24 protein-coding genes and 1 pseudogene are annotated in these 26,096 nt (G+C 63.6%); 15 read left to right on the forward strand and 10 right to left on the reverse strand.

Annotated features, from left to right (window positions below; genetic code table 11):
- Positions 1–48 precede the first annotated feature (48 nt).
- The 5 genes from HLH36_RS06905 to HLH36_RS06925 are packed head-to-tail and all read left to right on the forward strand — an operon-like array spanning position 49 to position 4,150.
- Entirely contained in the window at positions 49–747 is a 699-nt protein-coding gene (locus HLH36_RS06905; protein ID WP_182985681.1) for a peroxiredoxin-like family protein, read from the forward strand.
- Complete coding sequence (locus HLH36_RS06910; RefSeq protein WP_338030408.1) at positions 737–1,285, forward strand: flavin reductase; 549 nt, start codon at positions 737–739, stop codon at positions 1,283–1,285. Before HLH36_RS06905 ends, HLH36_RS06910 begins: the two co-directional genes overlap by 11 nt.
- Before the next feature lie 32 nt (positions 1,286–1,317).
- Positions 1,318–2,370 carry an ABC transporter substrate-binding protein gene (locus tag HLH36_RS06915; protein WP_182985682.1) on the forward strand — a complete coding sequence of 351 codons (1,053 nt, stop codon included), beginning with the start codon at positions 1,318–1,320 and terminating at the stop codon, positions 2,368–2,370.
- On the forward strand, positions 2,367–3,380 hold the full coding sequence (locus tag HLH36_RS06920; protein WP_182985683.1) for an ABC transporter permease: 1,014 nt from the start codon (positions 2,367–2,369) through the stop codon (positions 3,378–3,380). Before HLH36_RS06915 ends, HLH36_RS06920 begins: the two co-directional genes overlap by 4 nt.
- Positions 3,374–4,150, forward strand: coding sequence for an ABC transporter ATP-binding protein (locus HLH36_RS06925; protein WP_182985684.1), 777 nt, complete (start codon positions 3,374–3,376; stop codon positions 4,148–4,150). Before HLH36_RS06920 ends, HLH36_RS06925 begins: the two co-directional genes overlap by 7 nt.
- 85 nt (positions 4,151–4,235) lie before the next feature.
- On the opposite strand, the gene HLH36_RS19600 is transcribed toward HLH36_RS06925, so the two are convergent.
- Entirely contained in the window at positions 4,236–4,766 is a 531-nt protein-coding gene (locus HLH36_RS19600) for an LLM class flavin-dependent oxidoreductase (protein ID WP_338030412.1), read from the reverse strand.
- 598 nt (positions 4,767–5,364) lie between these two features.
- Between HLH36_RS19600 and HLH36_RS06935 the strand changes: the two genes are divergently transcribed.
- Positions 5,365–7,881, forward strand: a complete 2,517-nt coding sequence (locus HLH36_RS06935) for a TonB-dependent receptor plug domain-containing protein (protein ID WP_182985685.1) — start codon at positions 5,365–5,367, stop codon at positions 7,879–7,881.
- A gap of 69 nt (positions 7,882–7,950) precedes the next feature.
- Here HLH36_RS06935 and HLH36_RS06940 read toward each other — a convergent pair whose 3' ends face one another.
- From HLH36_RS06940 to HLH36_RS06965, 6 genes are all read right to left on the reverse strand, one after another.
- Positions 7,951–8,238 (reverse strand): hypothetical protein, encoded by a 288-nt coding sequence (locus HLH36_RS06940; protein WP_182985686.1) that lies wholly within the window; start codon positions 8,236–8,238, stop codon positions 7,951–7,953.
- A 403-nt stretch (positions 8,239–8,641) separates the two neighbouring features.
- On the reverse strand, positions 8,642–9,583 hold the full coding sequence (locus HLH36_RS06945; RefSeq protein ID WP_182985687.1) for an aliphatic sulfonate ABC transporter substrate-binding protein: 942 nt from the start codon (positions 9,581–9,583) through the stop codon (positions 8,642–8,644).
- A 21-nt stretch (positions 9,584–9,604) separates the two neighbouring features.
- Positions 9,605–10,486 (reverse strand): serine O-acetyltransferase, encoded by an 882-nt coding sequence (gene cysE, locus HLH36_RS06950; protein WP_408871849.1) that lies wholly within the window; start codon positions 10,484–10,486, stop codon positions 9,605–9,607.
- Positions 10,487–10,575: 89 nt separating this feature from the next.
- Entirely contained in the window at positions 10,576–12,204 is a 1,629-nt protein-coding gene (gene groL / locus HLH36_RS06955) for a chaperonin GroEL (protein WP_182985688.1), read from the reverse strand.
- Positions 12,205–12,227: 23 nt separating this feature from the next.
- Positions 12,228–12,527 (reverse strand): co-chaperone GroES, encoded by a 300-nt coding sequence (locus HLH36_RS06960; RefSeq protein WP_182985689.1) that lies wholly within the window; start codon positions 12,525–12,527, stop codon positions 12,228–12,230.
- 27 nt (positions 12,528–12,554) lie between these two features.
- Entirely contained in the window at positions 12,555–12,770 is a 216-nt protein-coding gene (locus HLH36_RS06965) for a hypothetical protein (protein WP_182985690.1), read from the reverse strand.
- Positions 12,771–13,576: 806 nt separating this feature from the next.
- Between HLH36_RS06965 and HLH36_RS06970 the strand changes: the two genes are divergently transcribed.
- The 5 genes from HLH36_RS06970 (at position 13,577) to HLH36_RS06990 (ending at position 17,162) form a co-directional block, all read left to right on the forward strand.
- Positions 13,577–13,966: a hypothetical protein gene (locus HLH36_RS06970; protein ID WP_182985691.1), complete on the forward strand. Its 390-nt coding sequence runs from the start codon at positions 13,577–13,579 to the stop codon at positions 13,964–13,966.
- Between the two features lie 62 nt (positions 13,967–14,028).
- Entirely contained in the window at positions 14,029–14,532 is a 504-nt protein-coding gene (locus HLH36_RS06975) for a thioredoxin domain-containing protein (protein WP_182985692.1), read from the forward strand.
- A gap of 62 nt (positions 14,533–14,594) precedes the next feature.
- Positions 14,595–15,704 carry a D-alanine--D-alanine ligase gene (locus HLH36_RS06980; RefSeq protein ID WP_408871850.1) on the forward strand — a complete coding sequence of 370 codons (1,110 nt, stop codon included), beginning with the start codon at positions 14,595–14,597 and terminating at the stop codon, positions 15,702–15,704.
- Positions 15,705–15,745: 41 nt separating this feature from the next.
- Positions 15,746–16,438, forward strand: a complete 693-nt coding sequence (locus tag HLH36_RS06985; RefSeq protein ID WP_182985693.1) for an RBBP9/YdeN family alpha/beta hydrolase — start codon at positions 15,746–15,748, stop codon at positions 16,436–16,438.
- Between the two features lie 163 nt (positions 16,439–16,601).
- A complete protein-coding gene (locus HLH36_RS06990; protein ID WP_182985694.1) occupies positions 16,602–17,162 on the forward strand; it encodes a 1,2-dihydroxy-3-keto-5-methylthiopentene dioxygenase in 561 nt (186 codons plus the stop codon).
- A 112-nt stretch (positions 17,163–17,274) separates the two neighbouring features.
- Here the strand turns inward: HLH36_RS06990 and HLH36_RS06995 are convergent, their stop codons facing one another.
- From HLH36_RS06995 to HLH36_RS07000, 3 genes and pseudogenes are all read right to left on the reverse strand, one after another.
- Complete coding sequence (locus HLH36_RS06995) at positions 17,275–18,108, reverse strand: TonB-dependent receptor (RefSeq protein ID WP_246376560.1); 834 nt, start codon at positions 18,106–18,108, stop codon at positions 17,275–17,277.
- Between the two features lie 48 nt (positions 18,109–18,156).
- Positions 18,157–18,399: pseudogene (locus HLH36_RS19740) on the reverse strand (hypothetical protein); the annotation flags it as partial.
- A gap of 264 nt (positions 18,400–18,663) precedes the next feature.
- Positions 18,664–20,130 (reverse strand): aminotransferase-like domain-containing protein, encoded by a 1,467-nt coding sequence (locus tag HLH36_RS07000; RefSeq protein ID WP_182985695.1) that lies wholly within the window; start codon positions 20,128–20,130, stop codon positions 18,664–18,666.
- Positions 20,131–20,360: 230 nt separating this feature from the next.
- Here HLH36_RS07000 and HLH36_RS07005 point away from each other — a divergent pair, with 230 nt between their 5' ends.
- Genes HLH36_RS07005 through HLH36_RS07020 form a run of 4 tightly spaced genes read left to right on the forward strand, consistent with a single transcriptional unit; the run spans position 20,361 to position 26,091 of the window.
- Positions 20,361–22,688 carry a TonB-dependent receptor gene (locus tag HLH36_RS07005; protein WP_182985696.1) on the forward strand — a complete coding sequence of 776 codons (2,328 nt, stop codon included), beginning with the start codon at positions 20,361–20,363 and terminating at the stop codon, positions 22,686–22,688.
- A gap of 10 nt (positions 22,689–22,698) precedes the next feature.
- Positions 22,699–23,775: an amidohydrolase family protein gene (locus HLH36_RS07010; RefSeq protein WP_182985697.1), complete on the forward strand. Its 1,077-nt coding sequence runs from the start codon at positions 22,699–22,701 to the stop codon at positions 23,773–23,775.
- Positions 23,772–24,803, forward strand: coding sequence for an ABC transporter substrate-binding protein (locus HLH36_RS07015; RefSeq protein ID WP_182985698.1), 1,032 nt, complete (start codon positions 23,772–23,774; stop codon positions 24,801–24,803). Before HLH36_RS07010 ends, HLH36_RS07015 begins: the two co-directional genes overlap by 4 nt.
- A 4-nt stretch (positions 24,804–24,807) precedes the next feature.
- A complete protein-coding gene (locus HLH36_RS07020; protein WP_182985699.1) occupies positions 24,808–26,091 on the forward strand; it encodes an MFS transporter in 1,284 nt (427 codons plus the stop codon).
- The last annotated feature ends 5 nt before the right edge of the window (positions 26,092–26,096 follow it).

The raw sequence follows: 26,096 nt of genomic DNA on the forward strand, positions 1-26,096 counted from the left end.
CTGATCCATAAGTTCAGCTATTCCTTTCCCTTTGCAGGACATTTCCCCATGGGCCTTTCCGGTTCCGATACTGCCCCGACGCTGCGCGAACGTTTCCAGACGCTCGAGGACGAACGCCGGCGAAGCTGGGCGCCCGAAGCCCTGGCAATCAACGTCAACCAGCGGCAGACGCTGGTGCGCGGGCATGCGGCGACACGTCATGTCCAGGCCGGCGACACCCTTCCGCCCGCGACGCTGCGCGGAACGGACGGTGGCCCGGTCGAACTCGACGCGCTGGTCGTGGACAGGCCGGCGGTCCTGATCTTCTTCCGCTTCGCCACATGTCCGGCCTGCAACATCGCCCTGCCCTATTACAGGGACACATTATGGCCCGCGCTGGCGCGGGCCGGCATCGCCCTAGCCGCGATCTCGCCCCAGCCGGAAGCCCTGTTGGGCGAGATCGTCGCGCGTCATGCCCTGCCCTTTCCGGTGCTGAGCGATCCCGGCCTGACGCTGTCGCGCGCCGTGGGCATCACCTATCTCTTCGACGATGCCTCGCGCGCGGCGGCCGAGGCGAGGGGCGGCACCAGCCAGCAGCTCAACGGCACCGGGTCGTGGGAATTGCCCAAGCCGGCGATCGTCATCGTCGATCCCGGCCGGGTCGCGCGCTTCGTGGACATCTCACCGGACTGGATGGACCGGACCGAAACAGCCGAAATCCTGGCGGCGCTGGACCTGTCGGCGGAGGGCGCGTCCCGTGCCGCGTGACACGGGCCTGGCGCTGACCAACGAGACTATCGTGACGGATATTGGAACGGACGTCAGCCGCGACGCCTTCCGCGACGCCATGAGCCTGCTGGGCGCGCCTGTGGTCCTGGTCACCACGGACGGTGCCGCCGGGTGCCAGGGGCTGACCGTATCGGCGATCACCAGCGTCAGTGACGACCCGCCGACCGTGCTGGTCTGCCTCAACCGGGCCAATCGCTCGCACGGGGCCTTCCTGCGCAATGGCATCATCGGCATCAGCATCCTGGGCCGGGGCCATGACGGGCTCGCCGGCACCTTCGCCAGCAGCCGCCTGTCTGCCGAGGAAAAATTCAGCCAGGGGACGTGGCGCGACGACGTGACCGGTGCGCCGCTGCTGGCGGACGCGCCGGTCACGCTCGATTGCACCATCGACGCGCTGCACGCATCGGGCAGCCATGACGTGCTGTTCTGCCGCGTCCGGTCGATCGGCCTGCATTCCGGAGCACGCCACGGCCTGGCCTGGTTCTCCCGCCGCTTTCACCTGTTGCCCGCCGAGTGAGGCGCGGGATGTCGTCATTCAAGGCCAGATCAATGTCCGATATGAACAGCCTGTCTCGCCGCACGCTGCTGGGGACGTCCCTGGCGGGCGTTGCATCGCTGCCCTTCGTGCCGGGCCTGGCCCGGGCGGATGACGGGACCCACTGCGCCGCCGCCGGCAAGAGCGACGTGCCACCGGTGGCCGGGCCGCCCCGCAAGCTGACCATCGCCTGGAACCAGAGTGCGATCTGCACCGCCGCGGTGCCGGTGGCGAAGGCGAAGGGCTTCTTCGCGCGCTACAATCTCGACGTCGATTATGTGAATTTCGCCGGCGCCACCGACCAGTTGCTGGAAGCCCTGTCGACCGGAAAGGCCGACGGCGCGCCGGGCATGGCGCTGCGCTGGCTCAAGCCGTTGCAGCAGGGATTCGACGTCAAGCTGGTCGCAGGCCTGCATGCGGGCTGCATGTATCTGCTGGCCCCGCCCGATGGCGGGATCAGGCAATTGACCGACCTGCGGGGCAAGACCGTCGGCGTGACGGATATCGGCGGCCCGGACCGGAATTTCTTCGGCATCCGCCTGAAGGAAGCAGGCGTGGACCCGGAAGCCGAGGTGCAGTGGCGGCAATACCCCGCCGACCTGCTGCCCGTCGCGCTACAGCGCGGCGAGGTTCAGGCCATCACCGATGGCGACCCGTTTTCCTATCTGCAGAAGCGGCAGTTCGGACTGGTCGAGATCGACAGCAATATGCATGGCGAATGGGCCCATATCGCCTGCTGCGTCATCGGCCTGCGCGGCAGCCTGATCCGCAACGAACCCGCGGTCGCGGTGGCGGTGACCCGCGCGATCCTGGAGGCCGGAGCGTGGCTCGCCTGCAATCCCGAAGAGGCAGGCCAGATCTTCAAGCCCTATGCCGCCCACGCCAGCGCGGAGGATCTTGCCGAGATGATCCGGATCCAGGGCCATCACCACCAGACCCTGGGATCGTCCTTCCGCGACGACATCGTGCGTTACGCCGATGCGTTGAAGCAGATCGGCGTGTTTCGCCTCTCGCTCGATACGTCCCGCTATGCCCAGCGGGTCACGCAGGATCTCTTCGCGGCATGAGCGGCTCCGGCTCCCTGGATCTGCCGGCCGGGCGGCCCCGTCAGGACCGCCAGGCCGTCACGCGCCGGCCCGTCCTGGGGCGTACCGTGCCCTCGCGGGCCCTGCTGCCTTGGGCCGCCGGGCCGGCATGGTTTATCGCGGCGCTGGTCACCTGGCGCTGGCCGGACGCCGACGATTTTCCCGACACCAACCAGCTCGCGGCCCTGTTCCTGGCCGCCGGGCTCGGCCTGACGGCCGCCGCAGCCCTGCGCCGCCTGTCGGCGCGCGCACCCTGGGCCATCGCGCTGGGTCTGGGCTTCACGGCATGGGAAATCGCGCAAGCCAAGCTGCTGTGGCTGCCCCGCCCCTTCTTCGGCACCCCGCAGGATCTGCTGGACGTGTTCCTGACCGACTGGAAGCGGCTGGGCGACAGCCTGCTGCATTCGCTCGGCCTGCTGGCGGTGGGGTACGGCATCGGCGCAGCACTTGGGGTCGCCATCGGTGTCGGGCTGGGCCGTTCGCTGCGGTTCCGCTACTGGGTGCGCCCGCTGATCCGCCTGATCGGCCCGCTGCCGCCGGTGGCGTTGCTGCCGCTGGCCTTCGTGCTGATTCCGTCCGGCCGGCTGGCCAGCGAGGCCCTGCTGGCGCTGGCGGCGTGCTTTCCCACCACCATCCTCACCTGGTCGGGCGTCGCCGCCGTCGATCCGGCCTATTACGATGTCGCCCGCACCATGGGGGCACGCAACCGCTTCCTGGTGCTGCGCGTCGCCCTGCCCGCCGCGATGCCGCAGATCTTCGTCGGCCTGTTCATGGGGCTGGGCGTGTCCTTCGCCACCCTGGTGGTGGCCGAGATGCTGGGCGTGAAATCGGGCCTCGGCTTCTACATGCAATGGGCCCAGGGCTGGGCGGCCTATCCCAACATGTATGCGGCGCTGCTGGTGATGTCGCTGATGTGCACGGGGCTGGTCACTCTGCTGTTCAAGGTACGCGACCGCGTCCTCTCCTGGCAGAAGGACGGCCTGAAATGGTAACCACCCCCACCCGCACCGCGCACCCGCTGGGGCTGGAACTCGACCATATCGACCACGGCTACATGATCGGCGGCGCGTTCACGCCGGTTCTCGACGATATCAGCCTCACCATCGCGCCGGGCGAATTCGTCGCCCTGCTCGGCCCCTCGGGCTGCGGCAAATCCACCCTGCTGCGCCTGATCGCAGGGCTGGAGCCCCCGCACGGCGGCACGATCCTGGCCGAGGGCACCCCCATCACCGGCCCGGGCCCCGACCGCATCGTGATGTTCCAGGACCCAACGCTCTATCCCTGGCGTACCGTGCGCGGCAACGTGGCGCTGGGCCACGACATCGCCGGCCGCAAGGACCCGGCATCGGTCGACGCCGCCATCGAACTGGTGGGGCTGAAGAGTTTCGAACGCGCCTGGCCGCACCAATTGTCCGGCGGCATGGCCCAGCGCGCGGCGCTCGCCCGCGCCCTGGTCAACGACCCGCGCGTGCTGATCCTGGACGAACCGCTGGGCAAGCTGGACAGCCTGACGCGGCTGACGATGCAGACCGAACTGCACCGCCTGTGGCGCGATCGCGGCTTCACCGCCATCATGGTCACCCACGATGTCGAGGAAGCCCTGCTGCTGGCCACCCGGATCATCGTCTTCAGCCCCCGCCCCGCCCGCATCATCGGCGACCTGCCGATCGACCTTCCCCCCCACCGCCACCGCGACGATCCGCGCCTGCTGGACCTGCGCAAGAACATCCTGGTCCAGCTCGGACACAGCGCAGACTGGTAGAAGGCATTCAAAAGCCCCGCTGCAGCCGGCCCGATGCCGGGGCCACCAGTTCGCACTGGTATCGGCCCCGGCACGCGCGACGGGTTTATGCGGCGGCGGCGTTCGCCCGCGCCTTCAAGGCGGCAACGCGTTCGCGTACCAGCGGGATCAGTTCGCGCCCGTAGCGTTCGGCATCGTCCAGCGGCTTGAAGCCCAGGATCAGGAAATTCTCAACCCCCCGAGCATGATAATCCAGCAGCGCGTCGGCCACCTGCTCGGGTGTGCCCACCAGTCCGGTCGAATTGCCGGCAGCCTCGGTCAGTTGCGCGACGCCCGTCCACAGGCACTTGTCACGCCGCAGGCCGGTTGCCGTTTCCAGCAGGCGGCGCGATCCGTCATTGGGCGGGGTGTGGCCACTGGTCGGCAGGCCCGCTGGCTCGCGGTTCGCGCGTACCTGCTCCACGATGTCCGCCGCGCGCTTCCACGCGGCGTCGTCAGTGTCCACGATCGCCAGCGACAGGGAAAACCCGACCGACCTCTTTTGGCGCGCGGCCGACGCCCGGACGCGCGCCACACCCGCGCGCGTCGCATCCAGGGTTTTGCCCCAGGTGGCATAGACATCGGCATGCCGGAGAATTCGACCCGAACGGGATCAGCACTCGATCGAAGCCTCCATCCTCCTGCACCTACAGCGCTGCCCGCACGTAATCGCCATCCAGCGACCGACTGCCTATGCCGGCATGCAGTTCCGAACTTTTGTTGAAGCCGATATAGCCGACAAAATTCACAGGCGCGCACGCTCTCTTTCCACGAACATGATGAGACGCGGAATGTCGGCCGTCATGGCCGTGCCTGTCACACGAGTAAGGATCAAGTCTCGATCCACAGCCCATCACTTGTCACCGGTCCGAACGCCACATGTGCTCGGGCATAGGGGTGCCGGCGACATACCGATGTGGGTTGGTTTTTTTCTCGCGCCCGAAAATTACAACGACGATAAAAATAATTTCGGTATAGATATTAACCTAATATCGAATCCGAAACAGACTGCGGTCAGAAACGCGCATATTATTTGATTAAAATTCAAAATGTCTGAGTTATGTTATGTAAAACTGTGGCAATTATACATCAATGTTTTACATTTACATTTATATTCACCTTTTCTTATTTTGCGTCAGGCTAATTTAACGCAATCATTCGTTCACTACTCAATAGAATTCTCGGAAGATCTTCATATGCTGAGGAAAAACTATCTCCTGGCTATTACAATCCTGACAAGCTCTGTCGGGTATGCGAATGCCGCCACGCCCCAGACGGACAGAACGCATTCTTCGCGCAAAACCACTCCTGCCACGCCGGTGACGCATGTGGACGCCAAAGCCTCCCCAACTGCCGTGATAGAACCAGTGACCCCAGCGACATCACGCCGCGACGCATCCAATGACGCAGCCGAGGCAGTGATCGTCACCGGTACCCATGCCTTCAATCGCAAGGCACGGGATAGTTCTGCGCCTATTTCTGTTATTTCAAATGCTCAGATACAGCGTTCCGGGCAGCTCAATCTGGCGGACGCCATCGCCCGAATCGACCCATCCATTACGCTGGGTGCCATGGGGAATGACGTTGGAGCATTGACGTCATCCATCCGCATGCGTGGCCTGAACCCCAATGAGGTTCTGGTGCTCGTCAACGGCAAGCGTCGCAATACGACGGCAAACATCTATGCCGATGGCGGGCCGCAGCAAGGCTCGACCCCGGTCGACGTGAATATGATCCCCGCCGGAGCGATTGACCATATCGAGGTCCTGCGTGACGGCGCAGCGGCCTTATACGGTTCGGACGCAATCGCCGGCGTGATCAACATCATTACCAAAAAGAGAGACCATGGCCTCAATGCAGTCACTCAGACCGGTGCGAACGCCTATAATGGCGATGGCTGGCAGTATCTGGTCGGCGCCGATGGCGGCCTGAAACTGGGCAATGACGGATTCTTGCATCTCAGCGGTCAAGTCTATCATACGGATCATTTCGTATCAAAATCGACTGGCACGAATGATCATCGTTGGACACCGACTTCAACCTGGCCAGCCAACTCGAACCAGAGCCTAATGACGCCCGAGGAAACCCGCGAAAATCTCTCGATCGAATGGGGCAAGCCCATTACCGAGGGAATTGAGACCTATGGCCTGATCACCTATGCACACCGTCACTCGGAAGCATATGAAAACTACCGCCTGCCTTCCATCGCCCCCAATGCCTATCCTTACGGCTTTTCACCGCTGGAGACGATCGAAGAAAACAATTTTCAGGCCAATATTGGGTTGAAGGGGGGCAATCTGCTCGGGTTCAACTGGGACCTCAGCACGCTATATGGCGAGGATGCCGACAAGATCGGGAACAAGAACACCTTCAACCCCAATTACTACGCCGCTTATGGCTGGTCGCCGACGACCGTTCGGGCCGAAAGCTACAGCCTCGCGCAATGGACCAGTAATTTCGACCTGCGCCGCAATTTCAGCATCGGGCATGTCGTCCCGGTGACATTCGCGATGGGGGCCGAACACAGGCTGGAAATATACGACGTCAAGGCAGGCAATCCACCCTCCTATCTGCTGGGCGGTACGGCCGGCTATGCGGGGTTGACCCCGCAAAACGCCGGCAACTGGCAGCGCAATGTCTGGGCCGGATATATCGACGGCGACTTCCATCCGCTGAAACACTGGGATCTCGATTTCGCCGGTCGCTTCGAACATTATACCGATGCAGGCGACACCGAGACCGGCAAGGTCACCACGCGCTATGACTTTACCCGTCGGATCGCGGTTCGCGGCACGATCAGCAACGGTTTCCGTGCCCCCACGCTGCCGGAAGAACATTTCAGTGCGCTCAACGTCTCGCCGACCGGTGCGTCCGGCCTGCTCTCCACGACCAGCGCCGCGGGCCGCTCCATCGGGGCGCAGCCGCTCAAGCCCGAACGGTCGACCAGCATCGAGGGCGGCATCATCGTCGAACCTGTCGACGGCTTCCATGTCTCGGTCGATGCCTACCAGATCAATATCCGCGACCGTATCGTGGGCGCGGCCAGTATCAACGGCCTGGCCGCCTATGACGCGATCGCGCTGACCGGCGTGACCGTGCCGAGCGGGCCGGGGGTCGAACTCAATGGCATCTCCGCGAACTATTTCGCCAACGCGGCCAGCACGCGCACGCAGGGCGTGGATATCTCCGCAGATTACGATTTCAGGCTGCATCAATACGGCAATCTGAACCTCTCCCTGCAACTGAACCTGAACCGTACGCGTATTCACCATGTCAATACGAATGCTTACGGCAATTCGCTGGTCAACGCCCAGACTCTCGCCTATCTGACGACGGAATCCCCCCGCAGCAAGATCGTGCTGGACGCGTACTGGACGTATCATGACTGGGGCGTGAACATTCGCCAGACCCGCTACGGGCAGACCTCAGGAATGCTGTCCTATTCGGATCTGGCCCCGTCCTCCATCCGTTATTCGACGACGACGTTCGCCCCGTTCACGAATACCCCAGCCTGGCTGACGGATATCGAGATCGGCTATCGGATCAATGCGCACTGGCACCTCGCTGTCGGAGCCAATAATATCTTCAACGTACGCCCGCGTCGCGTGAACCCAATCAATAACTATCTCGGTCCCAGGATGTATGACGTCAACTCGTCCGGCATTCCAATCACTGGTGGCTATTATTATGGCCGCGTAAACGTCAGCTTCTGACAGCAGCACCCCCACTTCGTACATGCGGTGGGGACGCTCATTCTTCCCGTCGCACGAGGATCGTTGTAATCAAGGCGTGTCCGGAGCCTCGGCTTGGCGGGCACCGCGCGCGGACGATATCTCCACCCCCTCCCTGAACAGCGGCCCAAGCTGCCAGGAGACGCGCAGGGGATCGTCCGTGCCGCCGTCCCAACCATAATCATGGCGCAGACGCCCGATCAACGCGCCCGGATGGCGCAGGGCTGTCCCGTCCAGCCGGCGCGCCGCCGCCTCCAGCCGGTCCGCACGGCGCCACGGGGCCCGATCCAGGTCCAGGATTTCCTCCCGCGTCACCCGCGTCGCCGCCCAGACGATCATATCCCGCCGTGCCGCCGATCGAACCGTCCGGCCGCGCCTGAAGCTCCAGCACCGGATGATGGTCGCGCACACGCACGCCCAGAGCTGCCACCGACGATCAGCACATCGGCCTCTATTTCTATCATGAGCCTGTTCGCTTTCACTTTTCCCGACCGAGACCACCAGAACGGCGCGAACGCCCGGCGACGGATTGCAATTGCCGATCATGAAAGCAGGCCAGGCCAGGCGCATGTCTGAATCATGCCTGCCGTCCTGAGTAAGCGGGAGTGCGCACCCACGCGCCGTGGCATAGCGCCCCGGCCATCTAATCACCGGCCTCCCCGCGCCAGGCTCTCACCCCGACACTACTGGATGCGGTCCATGACGTCGCATCTCACGACGATCATTTTCCACTGCTCGACAGTCAGGGCGACAGGACGGCCTTGCGGACATCCACCGCCACGGGCAGCAATCCTGCCTTATGGAACGTGTCGGCGATAAACTGTTGGCGGGCCATCGTGTCGGGTCCGACCGGCTGGATCCCATAAGTGACCTTCGCCACCGATCTGGCCACGACCGCCGGGTCCAGCCCCGTGGTGCCGGCAAGTATCCGCGCGACTTCCGGCTTGTTCGCCTGCGCCCAGGCATCGCATCGTGCCAAGGCATCGCGAATCACGTTCAGCAGCGCCCCCTGCCCTTCGACGAAGGCCCGTCGCGCCAGGAAGAACTCGGTGCCGCCGCCGACATCGGCCCCAGTCATCAGTACCCGCACGTCCCGCCCTGCAGCCGACAGGAACGGATCCCAGATCGACCAGGCATCCACCACACCCGTTTCGAACGCAGGCCGCGCCGCAGCGGGCAGCAGATAGCTTACAGAGACATCGCGCAGCGACAATCCATTCTTCAGCAACGCCGCCAGAAGCAACCAATGCGCATCCGAACCACGTGTCACGGCGATCTTGCGGCCTCGCAGATCGCCAACCGCCCGTATTGGACTACCGCTGGGAACGATGATGGCTTCGCTGGACCCCACCTGCGGTTCATGCCCGACATAGACCAGGGCATCTGGCGTACTGGCCTGGGCGAAGACCGGCGGCAGGTCGCCGGTCTGACCGAAATCGAGCGCGCCTGATGCCATCGCCTGCAACATCGGCGGCCCCGCCGGGAATTGCGCCCACTGCACGGCAATGCCCTCCGGCGCCAGGGCTGCCTCCAGGATCCCCTTCTGCTTCAAAAGGATCAAGGAGCCGTATTTCTGATAGCCGATGCGGACAATGCTATCGGCGCCATACGTGACACGCGACGAGAAAGACAACACCAGCCCCGCGAGCCCCAGCGAGAGCGCCGAACGTCTGGACGGGATCATCTGCCGAGCCATTTCTTGTCCTCAGATTTCATATTCGAGCGGCGGCAGCGTCTGATCCATGGTCAAGGACGGCAATCCTTCGTGGCGCGTACCGACGACACGCGCGGGATTGCCGACGACCGTCGTAAACGGCGAGACGGATTTCAGCACGATCGACCCGGCACCGACCTTCGCGCCTTCGCCGATCTCGATATTGCCCAATACCTTGGCCCCGGTGCCGATCAGCGCGCCGCGCCGCACCTTGGGGTGCCGATCACCGCTTTCCTTGCCGGTGCCGCCCAGGGTGACATTCTGCAACAGGGCGACGTCATCCTCGATGACCGCCGTCTCGCCGACCACGATGCCGGTCCCATGGTCGAACATGATCCGTTGCCCCAGCCGCGCCGCGGGATGGATATCCACCGCGAACAATTCCGATGCCCGGCTCTGGACATACTGTGCCAGCGGCTGGCGGCTCTCGTGCCACAGCCAGTGCGCGAGCCGGTAAGACTGGATCGCGTGAAAGCCCTTGAAGAACAGGAAAGGCACCAGATAACCGGTCGCAGCCGGATCGCGCGCGCGGATCGATACCAGATCGGCCGCCGCCATCTCGACCGTCGACGGGCGACTACGCTGGAAATCCCGCACCAAGGCGAAAATCGTGGCCTTGCGCACCAGATCGCTGCTGAGCTTGCGCGACAACAGGAAAGCCAGGGCGGAGGCGAAATCCGGCTGGTCGAGGACGGCAGGCCGCGTCAATTCCCGCAGCACGGGGTCGCGATGGCTCCTCGCCTCCGCCTGCATCAGTTCCCACAGCCCGGCCGGGGAGGAGGACAAGGAGGGCGGCAACGGCTTCGTCGTAACCGCCGTATCCGACTCCCCGCGCTCAAAGTAGGCGCGCAGGCTGGTGACGTCTCCAGCCATCTTCTGCTTCTGCTTCCGCTCCGGCTTCATTTCGGATCGTAGGGAGGGTCGCCCATGCCTTGCGGCCGGCTCGGCCCTCCCCGCATCCCTCAGTAACCCAGATCCGCACCTGCCGACGCGGTCGCCGGTTGCTTGGGCTCGGCCCTCTCGGTCACCAGCGCCTCGGTGGTGATCAGCAGGCTGCCCACCGACGATGCATCCTGCAACGCGGTACGCACCACCTTGGTGGGGTCGATGATGCCGGCCACCACCAGGTCCTTGTATTCACCGATTTGGGCATCGTAGCCATAATTGTAATCGCCGGTCTCCAGCACCTTGCCGGCGACCACCGCTCCGTCCTCGCCAGCATTCACCGCGATCTGGCGCAGCGGTGCCTGTAGCGCCTTGCGCACGATTTCGCCGCCGATACGCTGGTCCTCATTGTGGAAATGCAGCCTGGCGATCACCGAGGTGGCGCGCGCCAGCGCCGTCCCGCCACCGGGCACGATCCCTTCCTCGACCGCGGCCCGCGTCGCATTCAGCGCGTCGTCCACACGGTCCTTGCGCTCCTTCACCTCAACCTCGGTCGAGCCGCCGACGCGGATGATGGCGACGCCCCCCGCCAGCTTGGCCAGGCGCTCCTGCAGCTTCTCGCGATCGTAGTCCGAACTCGTCTCTTCCACCTGCGCGCGGATCTGTGCGATGCGCCCTTTGATGGACTCGGCATCGCCTTCGCCATCGACCACGGTGGTGTTGTCCTTGTCGATCACGACCCGGCGTGCCTGGCCCAGTTGCGCCAGCGTCACGCTTTCCAGCTTAATGCCCAGATCCTCGCTGATGACCTCGCCCCCGGTCAGGATCGCGATATCTTCCAGGATCGCCTTGCGCCGGTCACCGAAGCCGGGCGCCTTGACGGCGGCAATCTTCAACCCGCCGCGCAGCTTGTTCACCACCAGCGTCGCCAGCGCCTCGCCTTCCACGTCCTCGGCAATGATCAGCAGCGGACGCCCCGACTTGACCACGCTCTCCAGCAACGGCAGCAGCGGCTGAAGCGACGACAGCTTCTTCTCGTGGATCAGGATATACGGCTGCTCCAGATCCGCGATCAGCTTTTCGCTATTGGTGACGAAATAAGGCGAGATATAGCCGCGATCGAACTGCAACCCTTCGACCACGTCCAGTTCGGTCTCGAAGCCCTTGGCCTCCTCGACGGTGATGACGCCGTCCTTGCCCACCTTCTGCACGGCGTCGGAGATGATCCGGCCGATCGCCGCCTCGCCATTGGCCGAAATGGTCGCAACCTGTGCGGTTTCCTCCTTGGTTGCGATCGGGCGGGTCCGGGCACGCAGTTCCTCGATTACCGCGGCGGTGGCCTGGTCGATTCCGCGCTTGATATCCTGCGGGTTGAATCCCGCCGCCACCGATTTCAGCCCTTCCCGCACGATCGCCTGGGCCAGGACCGTCGCGGTGGTGGTACCGTCACCAGCCAGGTCATTGGTCTTGCTGGCGACCTCGCGCAGAAGCTGCGCGCCCAGATTCTCGAACCGATCCGCCAGTTCGATCTCCTTCGCAACCGATACACCATCCTTGGTGATACGCGGCGCGCCGAAGCTCTTCTCGATCACGACATTACGGCCCTTCGGGCCCAGGGTGACCTTCACCGCGTCGGCAAGGATATCGATCCCCGCCAGAAGCCGCGCCCGGGCATCACCCGCGAATTTGACGTCTTTCGTAGCCATGATGCTTGTCCTTGTCCCGCCTGTTACCGTGTGCCGCCGACGATGCCGAACAGGTCGGCTTCCTTGGCGATCAGCAGATCCTCGCCGCCGATCCTGACCTCGGTGCCCGACCATTTCCCGAACAGGACATGATCGCCCTCGCGTACCTCCAGCGGCACGACATGCCCGCGCTCGTCCCGCGCGCCGGGCCCGACCGCCACCACGACGGCTTCGACCGGCTTCTCCTGCGCCGTATCGGGAATGATGATGCCTCCCGCCGTCTTTTCGGCAGGAGAGATGCGCCGCAGGACCACGCGGTCATGCAGGGGACGAAAGCTGCTCATTATCTTGAAACCTCTGAATATCCTGAATTATCGCAACGGGGCGTGGGCGTTTGCCTGGGCCCGGGCATGGCGGAACTGGCGCGCCACCTGCCGCGTCAGTTCATCCGGCTCGGCCAGGACGCGGTTGTGCAGGGGGCGCACGCTGTCATGCGTCGCATAGAAGCGCCGCGTCCTGCGGTCACCTTCCACGATCAACGCACCCAGGAAGGTGCCCTCGATCTCCACGATCTGCGATTCATACATGGGTTGCTGCCTTGTCGTTCCGCTTGCGCGGGCCCGCCGGCAGCCTTCGCCGCCGGCGCGTTATCGGGCGGGCATCGGTCTCGTGCGGCCGGCTCGTCCTGCGCTACATCGTTCGATGCGACACATTCGCGCGGTGATGCGGGTCATCGGGCTCCATCCCTGGATCGGGCCGTCACAACGGGTGGCGACCAAGCCACGATTACAGCGTCCCCGCCTCGCGTCAAGCCAATACAATCATTTAATATAGTAATATGTAAAATTTACCGTCACTAACGAACCGCGATCACAAGACAGCGCATTGTCACTTTAACATATTGATATTTAAATATATAATATCCATATCGCCGCGACGAATCAGCATTCCGCACCTCGCCAGTCAAGCCGGGCTTGCGCCGATTGTGGCGCATTCCCATCGACATGAAAATTTAATCACACGATTATTTTTGTTGTTTATTTCATATCACGATTATATATCGCAGAGTGATGCATCCGACTGCCAAGCGAGCAAGACCGAGCAAACTCCCTGCGCCAACCATGCGCGCCGGATATTCGGGGAACGCCATCGATCGGTCAGGATCATTTGTCTGCGAGAGGATTCCGGAAAGACCATGCCGTCACGCGCTGCTCCGTCCACAGCTTGCTGTCCACCGTTCCCTTTTTACGCATTGCCCGCCCGGCAGAACCCAGGACGCTGCGGATCGGCAACTGACTGACATGACAGTTGGCATGAAGCCAGATCCGCTCCCCACGCCTATCGCACACGCGATTGTTCTCCGAAATATGTTCAGGATTTGGAATCGGGATAAATGAAAGCCAGCACGTCAGATTCCCCGTCGATCCGCGGGCCGTCTTACAAGGGCGTCTCCTTTCCCACAGATCACAGCGGACGCCAGGCCTATCCGGAAAAGCGCTTTATAAAATATGCCTCTTCCGATCTGCCACAGGACCTTCATACCGTTCGTCAGGTGTGGGTGTCCAAGTTCGCGACGATGGGCGCCATCTATCGTATCAAAGGCGAGCCGCGCGACGACGGATGGTTTACCCCCGAGGATGAAACACAAGCGTTGCGGATCGGGAGGGACTGCTTTCTCTCGCGCTACGAAGCCGCGCTGGATGCCGATTCACGACGCCAACACAAGATCACGTCCTTGAAAAATACGCTCGAACGGATCGAGAAGCTCATCGCCTCCGATTAGGCGCCCGTTCACGTCCATCCGCTCCAACGATCCGAAGCGATTCAGTTTCAAGAGGCCGACGAATGGCACTGTTCCCCGGCTGGACGGCTCCGGACTTCGCCTGCGACACGACATCCGGGCCGGTCCGATTTCACACATGGCTCGGCTCAAGCTGGGGTGTCGTTCTGACGCATCTGGATGATTACACGTTTCAGAGTCTTGAAGCAGGGATGGCATGGGCCAACGCATGTACCCGACCGATCAAGGTACTGGGCCTGGATTCCACATCCCATGAGTACAGCGTGCCGGCCGATCGGCCCTCGGTCTCCTTGCCAGTCCCACGACTCATAGACCCATCTGGCGCCGTTCAGGGCCTTTGGCACGGCATCGCCGTTGATATCGGTTGTAAAGCATCCGCTTTTGACGATGACCATGTGGTCTATTTTCTGGACCCGGCCAAAACCATACGCATGACGCTTTCATATCCCATTTCCCAACATCGTGATTTTTCGGAGGTTGTCGCTATTCTCCATGCCTTGGAGGCAGACCGCCATTGCGGATGCCGTCCCGCCCTGCGGGCAGCCTGAGATATGACCAGATTGCTTGGCACGCCCTACGCCCGTACGACGCACGACACGGGCCCGGTCGCGTGATGCAGGGACTCACTCCGGCTCTTGCCGCGCTGGAAACCGGCATGCTTGACCGTTCGCCGGAGGACAGCGAAGCGAACCCCTGGGAGTTCGTCTCTCCCTGGATCGTCTATGGACCATTGGTGATCTTCTGGATCATGATGGGGTTACGCTATCGCGACTTCGCCATCGCGACGCTCGCTAATCCGCATATACCGACCGGTGGTCTTTGCGGTGAAAGCAAAAGCGGCATCCTTGCCCGACTCCGCGCGCCACAAAGCTTTTGGATCGCCCCCTGGCAGGCCTTCATGACCGGCAAGGGCAGCATCCGACACGCCACGGATGCCATGGAGCGATTGGATCTATCTTTCCCCGTAGTCCTGAAGCCCGATATCGGCTGCAAGGGCGCCGGCGTCAGGCTGATCCGCACCATGGACCGCCTGGAGGAGACACTGGCTCTCTATCCGGACGATATTCCGGTCATGATCCAGAAATTCATCCCCTACGAATGTGAAGCCGGCATTTTCTATTCCCGTCTGCCGACCGAGAGCGAAGGGCAGATCCTGTCCATGACGTTCAAATCGTCACCTTTCGTGACAGGTGACGGCGTATCCACCCTGCATGAACTCATCCTCGGTCATCCCCGCGCCGGCAAGCTGCCTCACATCTATCTACCCCGGGTGAAAGGCCGCCTGGATGATATCCCCCCACGGGGCGAAGTCGTTCCTCTGGTCTTTACGGGCAATCATTCCAAAGGATCGCTGTTTCGCGATGCCACGCATCTGGTCACACCAGCGTTGACGCGACGCATCGATAGCATCCTGCGCGCGCTTCCCGATTTCCATCATGGGCGTGTGGATCTGCGTTTCGCGTCTATCGAAACCCTCCGGGAGGGACGCGGCTTTCAGATCATCGAAGTGAACGGCATCGGCTCCGAGCCGATCCAGATGTGGGCGCCGGAAGCGACTCTCGTTTCGATCTGGCGCACACAATTTCGCTTCTACGGCCGGGCCTTCAAGATTGGTGCGTTGATGCGGCAGCGCGGCTTTCGCAGCAAGGGAGCATTCGACATGCTCAGACAATGGAGACGCCAGTCGGCCCTGATCGCCCGGTATCCATCAAGCGACTGATCCAGCCAGCAGAATCACTCTCAAAAAAGGAGGAACCACCGATGCAGGTTGCCAATCAGCCCGACCAGGGCACAGACATCCTGCGCCAGTCACTGACCTGTCGTCAGTCAACTCCGCTGACGCTCGAACCGGTTTCCACTTCCGACACGATCGACATCCTGTCCCGCTTCGAGATCGTGATCGTTCCCGGTCTCGACGATTCTGGCCCCCATCACTGGCAATCAAGGTGGGAGCATTTTCTAGGTCAGCAGGGCGTTACAATCCACCGGGTCATCCAGACGAATTGGGAACAGCCAAGCTATCCCGCCTGGCGCCGTGGGTTGTGGCACGCTCTGGCAGTCTGCCGGCGCCCAACGATCCTGGTTGCACACAGCCTCGGCGCCGTCCTGGCCGCCCGCTGGGCCAGCGAGTGTCCCATGGAACCTGTCTCGGGTGCATTTCTGGTAGCCCCGGCTGACGTGGAACAGTATTCTGGGCCGGATGCCGGGCGAGTTTCCGATTTCGGCCCACTGCCGGCCGATCGCCTACCATTCCCGTCAATCCTGGTTGCGAGCCGCAACGATGAATGGCTGACCATGCAGCGCGCACGCGCCATGGCGCGTCAGTGGGGATCGACAATGCTCGATGTCGGTCAACTCGGGCATATCGGCAATAGATCGGACGTCGGACTATGGCCGGCTGGCTTGTCCGCCCTTGCCGACCTGGCGCGCTCATTGTCCGGCATCTCTGCCTGATCGTTGACGGGTCCACATCCCACAGCGATGGGAGCGAACCTCTCAGTCCTGCCCTTCGCCATCTGATGAACCAACGCATTTTACCATGATACAGGGCGTTCTTGCAGTGCATGACGTGAAGCCCAAATTTTCTCCCGAGTCCATAACATGGAAAGCCGAAACAATGAGCCGACTGACGATCTATCATGACGATGCGCCCCAGACGAAGCTGCTCGACATTACGCAGCCGCGTCTAATTGCCGAGACACTGCGGCCTGTCGGCATTCGTTTCGAGCGCTGGGAAACACCGGTCGTACTGCCCGCAGACGCGGAGCCAGAAGCTGTGCTGGGAGCCTATCGGCCTTATCTGGACGGCCTGATGGGAGAAACAGGCGCGGGTTCGGCAGATATGATACGCATCAATGCGAACACACCCAATCTGCCCGCCCTGCGGGACAAGTTCCTGTCCGAACATACGCACTTCGAGGACGAAGTGCGCTTCTTCGTCCATGGCCAAGGGACTTTCGTCTTGCATATCGATGGCAAGGTCTATTCGATCCTCTGCACGCAGGGCGATCTAATCTCCGTCCCGGCCGGCATTCCGCACTGGTTCGATGCCGGACTCTCACCAGATGTCGTGGCCCAGCGCATCTTCACCAACACCACCGGCTGGATCGCGCACTACACCGGGGACGAGATCGCGCGTCGTTTTCCGACGGAAATCCCGCAAACAACCCCGGCATAAACTCAGCGCGGTTCAATTCTACCGGTTCGAGGCTTACTTCTGGGCGAGGATCATCCATCGGCACCCAAAGTCGCTCAATCCTTAGGGATACTCTCAGAATCTGGCTTTGATGCTACCGCTCCAGGTTCGCATCATGAAGGGGTGGTAAAGGTATATAGCGCGCGTTGTTGATGTTATCGACGCCGATATCCGCCGTCATTGTCTTCGTCAGGTCGTAATGCACATGCAGGTCGGCGACCAGGAACGCGTCGAAGGCGCCAAACACGTTGGCGATCCGGTCGGTATTGTCCAACGTCGAATACATCTTGCCCTGGTACCGCAGCGCCCCGGTCAGATCCAGCCGCTTCGTCGCGTGCCACGTCAGTTGCAGCGTATCGCGCCATGCCGGCACATAGGGCACGTGCTTGCCGGTCGCGGTGGTGCCGCTGGTGCTGGAGAAGCCAGGGTCGGACAGGATGCGGGAATCGACATAAGTGACGCTGTTCGTCAGATCCAGGCCGCTGCCGAACAGGCTGCGTTTCTGGAGCACGAACTCGACACCACGATTGCGGATTTCAGTCACATTCTGGTTGGTGGTGACATAGATCTGATTCATCAGCGTCATCTGCGAGATCAGGGCATCATGCGTGTTTTCCTGGAACAGCGACAGCCGGACCAGGCTGTCCGCGGCGCGGCGTTCGATCACCGCCTCGCCGGACAGCACGCGTTCGGGGCGCAGGTTCGCGTTCGGTACCGCATAGGTCGGGCCGGTAGCGACGATCTGATACAGTTCCGACACGGTGGGGAAGCGCCACGCCTCGCCGAACGACAATTTCGCCTGCCAACGCGGATCGATCTCCCACGTTAGTGTCGCCTTGGGTGAGAAATGGGCGTCGGTCACACGCGGCTGCGCCCGGCCAACCGTTCCGGCCAGATTATAACCGTTCGACGCCTGCCAGAATTCCATCCGGCCGCCGACGGTCAGCGTCCAGCCCGGCAGAAAATGCCATGCATCCTTCTTCTGCCTGACCAGCAGTTCGAGGGCACGGAAGCGGCGCCCGCCCGCCGGCACCTCGAACGTGCCAGTTTCCGCGCCGTCCGCATCGAGAACCGGCCGCACGTTGAGGCTCTGCAACAGCCCGCGCCGCGCGATGTCGCCGGCCTTCACCCGGCGGACATTGGCCTGCGACAGCACCAACCTGTTGAAGGGAATATCACGGGACGAACTGAGGGTGATTTTCTGGATGGCGCTTGTCATGGCGGGAAACTCCGCGACGGACGGCCGGAAGACCCTCTCCCAGCCTCGAAATCCATCGCGCCCCCCCCCTCCCCTCTTCCTCCACCCAGGCTTCCCACCCGCGCGTCCTCTCACTCCATACGAATTCATTTGTCAGCAATGGCAGAAAGAACCATCACGATTCATCTCAGATCCGCACCACCAAACCCCGAGACTAAACACCTCGCGCGGAGGAATGAATCCTGGCAGGGCAAACCAGACTTCAGAACGCGCAATGACGCCCGGTCATAGAGAGGCCATCAGGGAAAAAACTCTGTCGATTTCCTGATCATCGATTTCGCCATAGCCGTGCGAGATGATGCGCGCGTTTATGGGCGACTTCATGTCCGAAGCCGGGACCAGCGGGTAGCGGCCCGGAACATAGATCCCAGCTTCGGCGGCGCGCGCGACGAAGATGGCCGTGTCGGGCCATTGTTCGGGAAGAAGCCAGCTCATCCTCGGCGCTTTGCCGGTGCCGACGGGCGTGACCTCGCCCAGATGGCGGCGCTGTGTGTCGAGAACCACCTGGCGGCGGCGCATCATCACCGTTCGGGTGCGGCGCAGGAGCTGGTCCAGTTCTCCGCTGTCGATCAGGCGGGCGAGGGCTTCCTGCTCCAGCCAGGGGAGGCCGTTATCCATGAGGAGCTTGGTCTCGATCACCGCCTGGAGTTCCGCCCACGGCACGACGAGATAGCCGAGCATGACGCCGCCGCCCAGCGTCGGCGCGAACAGCCCCGCATGGATGACGCCCTGCCCGCCGCCGAGCGACAGCAGGGACGGCGGATCGTCATCGAGGCTGAGCAGGTCGTACATCGATTCCTCGACGACCAGCGTTCCGGCCGCGCGCGCGGCGGCCAGGAGCTGGCGCCTGCGGCCGAGCGGCAGCGTGACGTTAAGCGGGACGTGGCAGCCCGGATTGACCACCGCGAGCCCCACGCCGTCGAACGAGGCGTCGTGCAGGTTGATCCCGTGTTCATCGACCGGCACCGGGCGGACGCCCTCGCCGAATGCCGCGTAGAGGCGGCGTTTGCCGACATAGCAGGGATCTTCCAGCATCACGCTCCGGCCGGGCCGCAGCAGCGCCCTGGCGATGATCGAATGTGCCTGCTGGAGTCCGGCGACGACAATGACCTGCCGGGCGTCGACCGGCAGGCCGTGCCGGGCGGTCAGCCAACGGGCCAGCGTTTCGCGCAGGAAGGGTAGGCCGGCATTGGGCTGGAATTGGCCGCCGCCCCGCCAGCCGTCATGGGCCAGGAGGCGCTGGACGACCCGGCGCCATTCGCGGGCGCGATAAAGCGGCATGTTGGAGCCGAAGCCGAGGCTGAGCGGCACCGCCTGGAGCGGCCTGTGCTGGCTGTCATCGACGAAGGCCGGATCGAGCGCTGAACGGGCCGGGCGCGGGCGCCGGCTTTCCCCGGCCTCGAGCCCCGCGGACGGATTGGTGATGGCCTGCCGGGCGCCCGGCGGCATGCGATGGACGAACGTGCCGCTGGAGGAGCGGGCCTCGACATAGCCTTCGGCCTCCAGGCGCTCATAGGCCAGGACGACGGTGTTGCGCGACACGCACCAGCGGGCGGCGCTTTCCCGCACGCTGGGCAGTCTCTGTCCCGGACGCAGACCGCCTTCCGCGATCGCCGTGATGAACTGGCGGACGATCTGTTCCTGCAAATTGTCGTCCGCACCCCGGTCCAGGGACGGAAGGAAGGCCTTCATGGGGTTACCTCATGCTTACTCACTATTTTATACCGTTATATCTGTACCCATGTAAAATTTAATCACTGTCCCTATGATGTTTTTTGGCCTCCACTACACTACGTTTCGTTGTTGTTTATGTGAAAAGGCATACACAAGTGTCCAATACCGTCCGGCACTTCTATCCCACGTTCCAGAACCGGAGAGGACGCCTGCACGCGCCCCGTCCCGGCATGGGCAGGCAGAGGGGAATGACGCCTGCCGCGCGCATTCTGGTGTGTGGTACGGTGCTTGTCGGCCTGTCCTGCCCCATTGCCCGGGCGGATACGCCGGCCCGGAAAGATGGCCATCGCCAGCCGCCGGCCCCCAAAGCCGCGACGACGGAGAAGAATCCACAGAACCATGGTGTGGAAACCGTCATGGTGACGGCGAACCGGCGGTCGCAGGATATCCAGAAAGTCGCCGGCACCGTCACCGCCATCAGCGCGCAGACGATTGCCCGCCAGCATCTGGACAGCGCGGCGGATGTCGCCGCGTTCGCGCCCAATGCGCTTGGCTACAATTTCGACGGGCGGCTGCGGCCGCGCTATTATATTCGCGGGGTCGGCAACGGAAACCAGGCGAACAACGCGGTGGGCGCCGTCGCGGTCTATGCCGATGACGTCTATCTGAACAGCCTTGCCTTCCAGGGATTCCCGCTCTTCGACCAGGCACAGGTGGCGGTGCTGAACGGGCCGCAGGGTACGCTCTGGGGCAAGAACGCGACGGCCGGGGCGATCCAGTTTACTTCGCACCGCCCGGAATTCGGCGAGAGCGGCCATGCGCAGGTCGATTTCGGCAATTACGGGCAGAAACGCGGCGAACTGGTGTTCAACACGCCCGTGGTGAAGGACAGGCTCGCCGTTCGGCTTTCGGTCCGCGATGAAAACCAGGATGGCTGGGCGCACAACCTGTACAGCGGCAAGCGCGTGGGGACGTTCGGCGATTTCGCCACCCGCTTCCAGGCGTTGTGGAAGCCCACCGACGCGCTGGAATTTCTGCTGAACCTGCATGTGCGCGACATGCAGGGTACGAACGTGCCCTATTACAGCGCCCGTGGCACGTCGGTCTATTCACCGCTGGTCATCGGCAGCCGGGACCATACGAACACCAACGTCAACGGACGCCAGGCGCTGGTGTCGGAAGGGGTGTCGCTTCATACCATCTGGCATCCGGGCCATGGGCTGACCTTCACCGCGATTACTTCTTTCGACAATGCCGAGCGCCGGGTATCGGGCGACGGGGATTATACGCCGATGGAATACAGCCGGTCGTACGACAAGCTGCACCCCACGCAGGTGAGCCAGGAATTCCGCCTGGCGTCCGATCCGCGCCGGCGCATTTCCTGGATCGCGGGGGCCTATTATTTCCACGAGAACCTGAACGACAGCTACGCCACGGCGACATTGCCGCCCGGTGCCGTCACCACGCCCACGATCATCGGCCAGCCGGCATGGGCGGGCACGCATTATACCCAGACGACCGACAGTTTCGCGCTGTTCGCCAATACCACGATCCATGTGGTGAAGTGGTTCCAGATCGCGGGCGGCGTGCGGTGGACGCATGACCACCTGCATCTGGACCTCGACAGCCGGCAGGCGCTGTATCCCGTCTCGTTCGCGGCCAATCCGGCGAACTGGTGGAACGCCGCCAGCGTCGGCAGCGGGATTGCGACGATCGACGCCTATCATGGGGCGCGGAACTGGTCGAATGTCAGTTTCGACGTCGAGCCGCAATTCCTGATCGCCGAGCATCAGATGCTCTATGTGCGGATCGCGGACGGATACCGGTCAGGCATCTTCAATACCCAGATCACGCCCAATCCGGTCAATCGCGGCGGGGCGCCGTTGCAGAAGGCAGCACCGGTCAGTCCGGAAACCCTTATTTCCTATGAGGGCGGATACAAGGGGAGCTGGTTCGATCGTCGCCTGATGCTGAGCGCCGACGGCTTCTATTCGCAGTACAACAACATCCAGACATCGTGGACCGCGACCGACGCGGCGACGAAGGCGACCGTGCTGGCACTGACGAACGCGGCGTCGGGCAAGTCCTATGGCGGGGAGTTCTCGTTCCAGGCCCGGCCGGTCGAGGACCTGACCCTTTCGGGCAATGTCGGCGTGCTGCGGACGGAGTTCACCCGCTTTGCAGCACCCGCCGGTACCACCGGGGCTACCAACCTGACGGGGAACGAGTTTGCCCGCGCGCCGCACCAGACGGCCAATATCGCGGCCGACTGGGACTTCCGCACGCCCATCGGCAATGGCTCGGTGGGCACGCGGTGGAACTATACCGGCCATTATTACTACCTCGTGTCCAACGAGACCGCATCGGCGCTCCAGCAGCGGGCGGTATGGCTGGGGGATGTCCATGCCTCGTTCCGCCCCGGCAACAGCCGGTGGGAGATCAGCGGCATCGTCAACAACGTCGCGGGTGCGCGCTACCTGGTGCAGGTGCTGCCGTACTCGGCCACGTCGCAGACCTTTACCTACCAGTACGGCGCGTCGCGCATGTTCCTGCTGTCCGCCCGTGCCGATTTCTGAGAGGTTTTCCATGAGCAGCACACGCCCTGTCATCGACCTGCATGCCCACTGGTTCCCGCCCTCCACGCTAGAGATTCTGGGCCGGCGGACGGAGGCGCCGCGCATCGGCACGGCGAACGGCGCGCTGGCCATCTGGCGCACCGGGGCCGGTGCGGGGGCCGGTGGGGCCTTTCCGCTGGGGCCGCAATGGCATGATGTCGACCGGCGCCTGGCGCATCTGGATGATGCCGGGATCGTGCATCAGCTTCTGTCCTGGCCGACGACGCTGGGGGTGGATGCCGCCCTGCCCGCCGAGGCCACGCGCGACCTGTGGTCGGCCTGGAACGACGACACGGCGGCGCTGATCCGGCGCCATCCTGACCGCTTCAGCGCGGTGGCCGCCCTGAGCACGAGCGATATCGGCTGGTCGGTGCGCGAGCTTGAGCGCGCGCATGGCAGGCTGGGGCTGATCGGCGGCGTGCTGCCGGTCAACGGCTTCTTTTCCCGCGCCTCCGCCGAGCAGTTCCGCCCGCTGCTGGAAGCTGCCCAGGCGCATCGCAGCCATCTGTACCTGCATACGGGTTTTGCCAATCCGGCCATTACCGGGCAGCCGCCCGATATCGTCCATGGTGACAATGACGGCATCCGCTGGGTGATCGATAACGGCTTTCACTTCGCCTCGGCGGTGGCGACGCTGGCCTTTACCGATTTTCTCGACCCCTTCCCCGACGTCACGATCCAGATCGCGATGCTGGGCGGATCGGGGCTGGGGGCGCTGGCGGCCGAGCAGGCCGAAGTGTCGCCGCGTATCGAAATCGGTCCGCTGCGCCGGCATTTCCGGCAGATCTGGCTGGATACCGGGGCGGCGGGCAGCGGCACCGCCGCCGTGGCCGCCGCGATCCGCGTGCTGGGAGCGCAGCGCATCGTCTTCGGCTCGGACTATGCCCCCCTGCCCGACGCGGTGCCGACGCTGGAGCGGGTGCGTGCCGCCACGGCGACCGACCCGGACAGCCAGGACGCCGTGCTGTTCGGCAATGCGCGCGCGCTGCTGGCGCGGCACGGACATCTGCCCGCATCCCTTTCCTGGCTCAAGGAGCAAACATCATGACCGCGCCTGTCATTTCCTATACGCGCTGCCCATCCGTGCCGACCGTCAGTGCGATCGCCCAGGCGCGCGGCCTGCTGGAAGACGAGTTCCGCGACGAGCGCGACGTGCGGTTCGCCTTCAAATCGGTCGGGTTTTCGCCCCAGATCGCCTACGGCCATGACGAGCGTTTCTGGATCCGCAATGCGGGCCATGCGCCGGCCGTGTGGAAGCGCAGCCAGGGCGTGGACTGCAAGGTGGTCGGGCTGGCGTTTCTCGACGGGCGCTATCCGGTTCTCTCGCTGCACCGGTCGGGCCTTGACCGGGTGGAGGAGCTGCGGGGGCGGAAGCTGGCGGTGTTCCATAATCCCGACAGCCCGTTCGACCTGATGGTGGCCCAGCAGCTCAAGATCTATCGCGTGGCGCTGCAACAGGCGGGACTGACGCTGGAGGATGTGGACCTCGTCTATATCCCGCGCCGGTTCAGCCCGGCTGTCGCCAAGGGGGGCTTTCTGCGCTTTGCGTTCCAGACCGCGCTGGAAGCGCTGGAGAGTGGTGCCGTGGACGCGGTGACAGCCTCGATTCCGCCCGATGGCGGGTTCTATCCGCTTTTGAACGTGCTGTACGATACCCGCCTGGCGCCCGACCTGACCGCGCGCGTGCATCCGTCGGTCCTGCGCGGGCTGGTGGTGAGCGGGCCGCTGCTCGAAGAGCGGCGGGACCTGGTGGTGCGTGTCGTCGCGCGGCTGATCGAGGCGTCGGACTGGGCGGCGTCGGCGCCGATCGCGGCCGTGCGGGCGCTGGCCGCCGACCTGCATCAGGAACCGGAAAGCCTGACGGCGGTGTACGAGAACATTCCGCAGGGCATTCGCCTCTCGCTTGAAGACGCCTATGTCGAGACGCTGGCGGTGCAGAAGGCGTTTCTGCTCGAACAGAAGCTGATCGAACGGGATTTCGACCTGGAAGGCTGGATCGACCGGGACATTCTGGCCGAGGCCGCTTCGCTGCTGCGCGCGCGCGATGCCGCCGTGCCTGCCGACGTGGAAACGTAAGACGATGTCCGCCACGCAGATGCTGTCGCCACCCGTACAGGGCGGCTCCGCGCCCGGCAGGATCGATGCCAACGGGACCGTACGCACGCGCTCCGTCGTCGTCATGCTCGCGACCGGGACCGTCGCCGCGATGGAGAGCATGATCCTGTCCGGCCTGCTGACGCCGATAAAGGCGGACCTTCACCTGTCCGACACGGCTTTCGGCAGCGTCATGGCGGTCTCGACCCTGGCCGGCGTGATCGGCGCGCCGCTCTTCGCCCTGCTCACGGGGCGCTTCGGGCGCAAGGCCGTGCTGGTCGGCACCGTCATCCTGTGGAGCCTCGCCTCCGCCGGCAGCGCGCTGGCAGGAGGCCTGCCGACGCTCATCCTATGGCGGGCGCTGACCAGTTTCGGCATCGCCGCCTATCTGGGGATCGCGCCCGGCTGGCTTGCCGACCTCTATGACCGCAAGGCCCGAAATCTCGTGTTCGCGCTGTTCATGGTGCGCAACAAGCTGGGTTCGGCCCTGGCCTTCGGCCTGGCAGGATGGATCGCCGCACGGTACGGATGGCATCAGGCGTTTCTGCTGACCGGCCTGCCCGGATTGGTTCTGGCGCTGTTTCTGCTCTTCCTGCCGGAACCGCGTCCGGGTCATGCGGACGGGCTGGCGGTGGATGCGCCGCGCGGCGCATCGTGGAAGCAGCAGCTTGCGGTGCTGCGCATCGGGCCTTACGTCACGCATCTTCTGGCGTTCAGCCTGTTTCTGTCCGGCATGATGACGGCGCAGATGTGGCTGCCGCCTTTCCTGCACCGGGTGCATGGGGTGGATAACCTGCATGCGACCGGTTTCCTGTCCACCGTCCTGCTGCTGACCCTGCCGGTGGGGCCGCTCGGCGGGTGGCTGACGGGGCGGTATCTGGCGCATCGGGCCTGGGGCCTGCCAGCCAGCCTGGCCGCGACGACACTGATGGCGGCGGTGCTGTTCACCGTCTCGTTCTGCACCGGCAGTCTGCGCGTCAGTGAAATCACGGCCCTGGGCGGCATCATCGCCTTCGGTTCGACGGCCGGCAGCCTGACCACGCTGCTGATCGAGACGGTGCCCGCGACGCTGCGGACGATTTCGGGCTCGTTCGGCGCCATGGCTTCCACCGCCGTTTCGGGCTTTTTCGCGCCCTGGCTGCTGGGGGCCCTGTCGGACCATTACGGCCTCGCCCATGCCATTCTGATCGGACCGCTGTTCTACGCCTGCGCCGGGCTGCTCTGGACCGGGCTCGCTCTCCATTCGCTCGTTCGCAAGACCGCTGCCTAACGGCT

The organism is Gluconacetobacter aggeris (assembly GCF_014174395.1).
GTDB lineage: Bacteria > Pseudomonadota > Alphaproteobacteria > Acetobacterales > Acetobacteraceae > Gluconacetobacter > Gluconacetobacter aggeris.

Bases quoted from the DNA above. Each gene is read 5' to 3' on its own strand.
- HLH36_RS06905 (WP_182985681.1), top strand. From the start codon at position 49: ATGGGCCTTTCCGGTTCCGATACTGCCCCGACGCTGCGCGAACGTTTC.
- HLH36_RS06915 (WP_182985682.1), top strand. From the start codon at position 1,318: ATGTCCGATATGAACAGCCTGTCTCGCCGCACGCTGCTGGGGACGTCC.
- HLH36_RS06920 (WP_182985683.1), top strand. From the start codon at position 2,367: ATGAGCGGCTCCGGCTCCCTGGATCTGCCGGCCGGGCGGCCCCGTCAG.
- HLH36_RS06925 (WP_182985684.1), top strand. From the start codon at position 3,374: ATGGTAACCACCCCCACCCGCACCGCGCACCCGCTGGGGCTGGAACTC.
- HLH36_RS06935 (WP_182985685.1), top strand. From the start codon at position 5,365: ATGCTGAGGAAAAACTATCTCCTGGCTATTACAATCCTGACAAGCTCT.
- HLH36_RS06940 (WP_182985686.1), bottom strand. From the start codon at position 8,238: ATGATCGTCTGGGCGGCGACGCGGGTGACGCGGGAGGAAATCCTGGAC.
- HLH36_RS06945 (WP_182985687.1), bottom strand. From the start codon at position 9,583: ATGATCCCGTCCAGACGTTCGGCGCTCTCGCTGGGGCTCGCGGGGCTG.
- cysE (WP_408871849.1), bottom strand. From the start codon at position 10,486: ATGGCTGGAGACGTCACCAGCCTGCGCGCCTACTTTGAGCGCGGGGAG.
- groL (WP_182985688.1), bottom strand. From the start codon at position 12,204: ATGGCTACGAAAGACGTCAAATTCGCGGGTGATGCCCGGGCGCGGCTT.
- HLH36_RS06960 (WP_182985689.1), bottom strand. From the start codon at position 12,527: ATGAGCAGCTTTCGTCCCCTGCATGACCGCGTGGTCCTGCGGCGCATC.
- HLH36_RS06965 (WP_182985690.1), bottom strand. From the start codon at position 12,770: ATGTATGAATCGCAGATCGTGGAGATCGAGGGCACCTTCCTGGGTGCG.
- HLH36_RS06970 (WP_182985691.1), top strand. From the start codon at position 13,577: ATGAAAGCCAGCACGTCAGATTCCCCGTCGATCCGCGGGCCGTCTTAC.
- HLH36_RS06975 (WP_182985692.1), top strand. From the start codon at position 14,029: ATGGCACTGTTCCCCGGCTGGACGGCTCCGGACTTCGCCTGCGACACG.
- HLH36_RS06985 (WP_182985693.1), top strand. From the start codon at position 15,746: ATGCAGGTTGCCAATCAGCCCGACCAGGGCACAGACATCCTGCGCCAG.
- HLH36_RS06990 (WP_182985694.1), top strand. From the start codon at position 16,602: ATGAGCCGACTGACGATCTATCATGACGATGCGCCCCAGACGAAGCTG.
- HLH36_RS06995 (WP_246376560.1), bottom strand. From the start codon at position 18,108: ATGGAATTCTGGCAGGCGTCGAACGGTTATAATCTGGCCGGAACGGTT.
- HLH36_RS07000 (WP_182985695.1), bottom strand. From the start codon at position 20,130: ATGAAGGCCTTCCTTCCGTCCCTGGACCGGGGTGCGGACGACAATTTG.
- HLH36_RS07005 (WP_182985696.1), top strand. From the start codon at position 20,361: ATGACGCCTGCCGCGCGCATTCTGGTGTGTGGTACGGTGCTTGTCGGC.
- HLH36_RS07010 (WP_182985697.1), top strand. From the start codon at position 22,699: ATGAGCAGCACACGCCCTGTCATCGACCTGCATGCCCACTGGTTCCCG.
- HLH36_RS07015 (WP_182985698.1), top strand. From the start codon at position 23,772: ATGACCGCGCCTGTCATTTCCTATACGCGCTGCCCATCCGTGCCGACC.
- HLH36_RS07020 (WP_182985699.1), top strand. From the start codon at position 24,808: ATGTCCGCCACGCAGATGCTGTCGCCACCCGTACAGGGCGGCTCCGCG.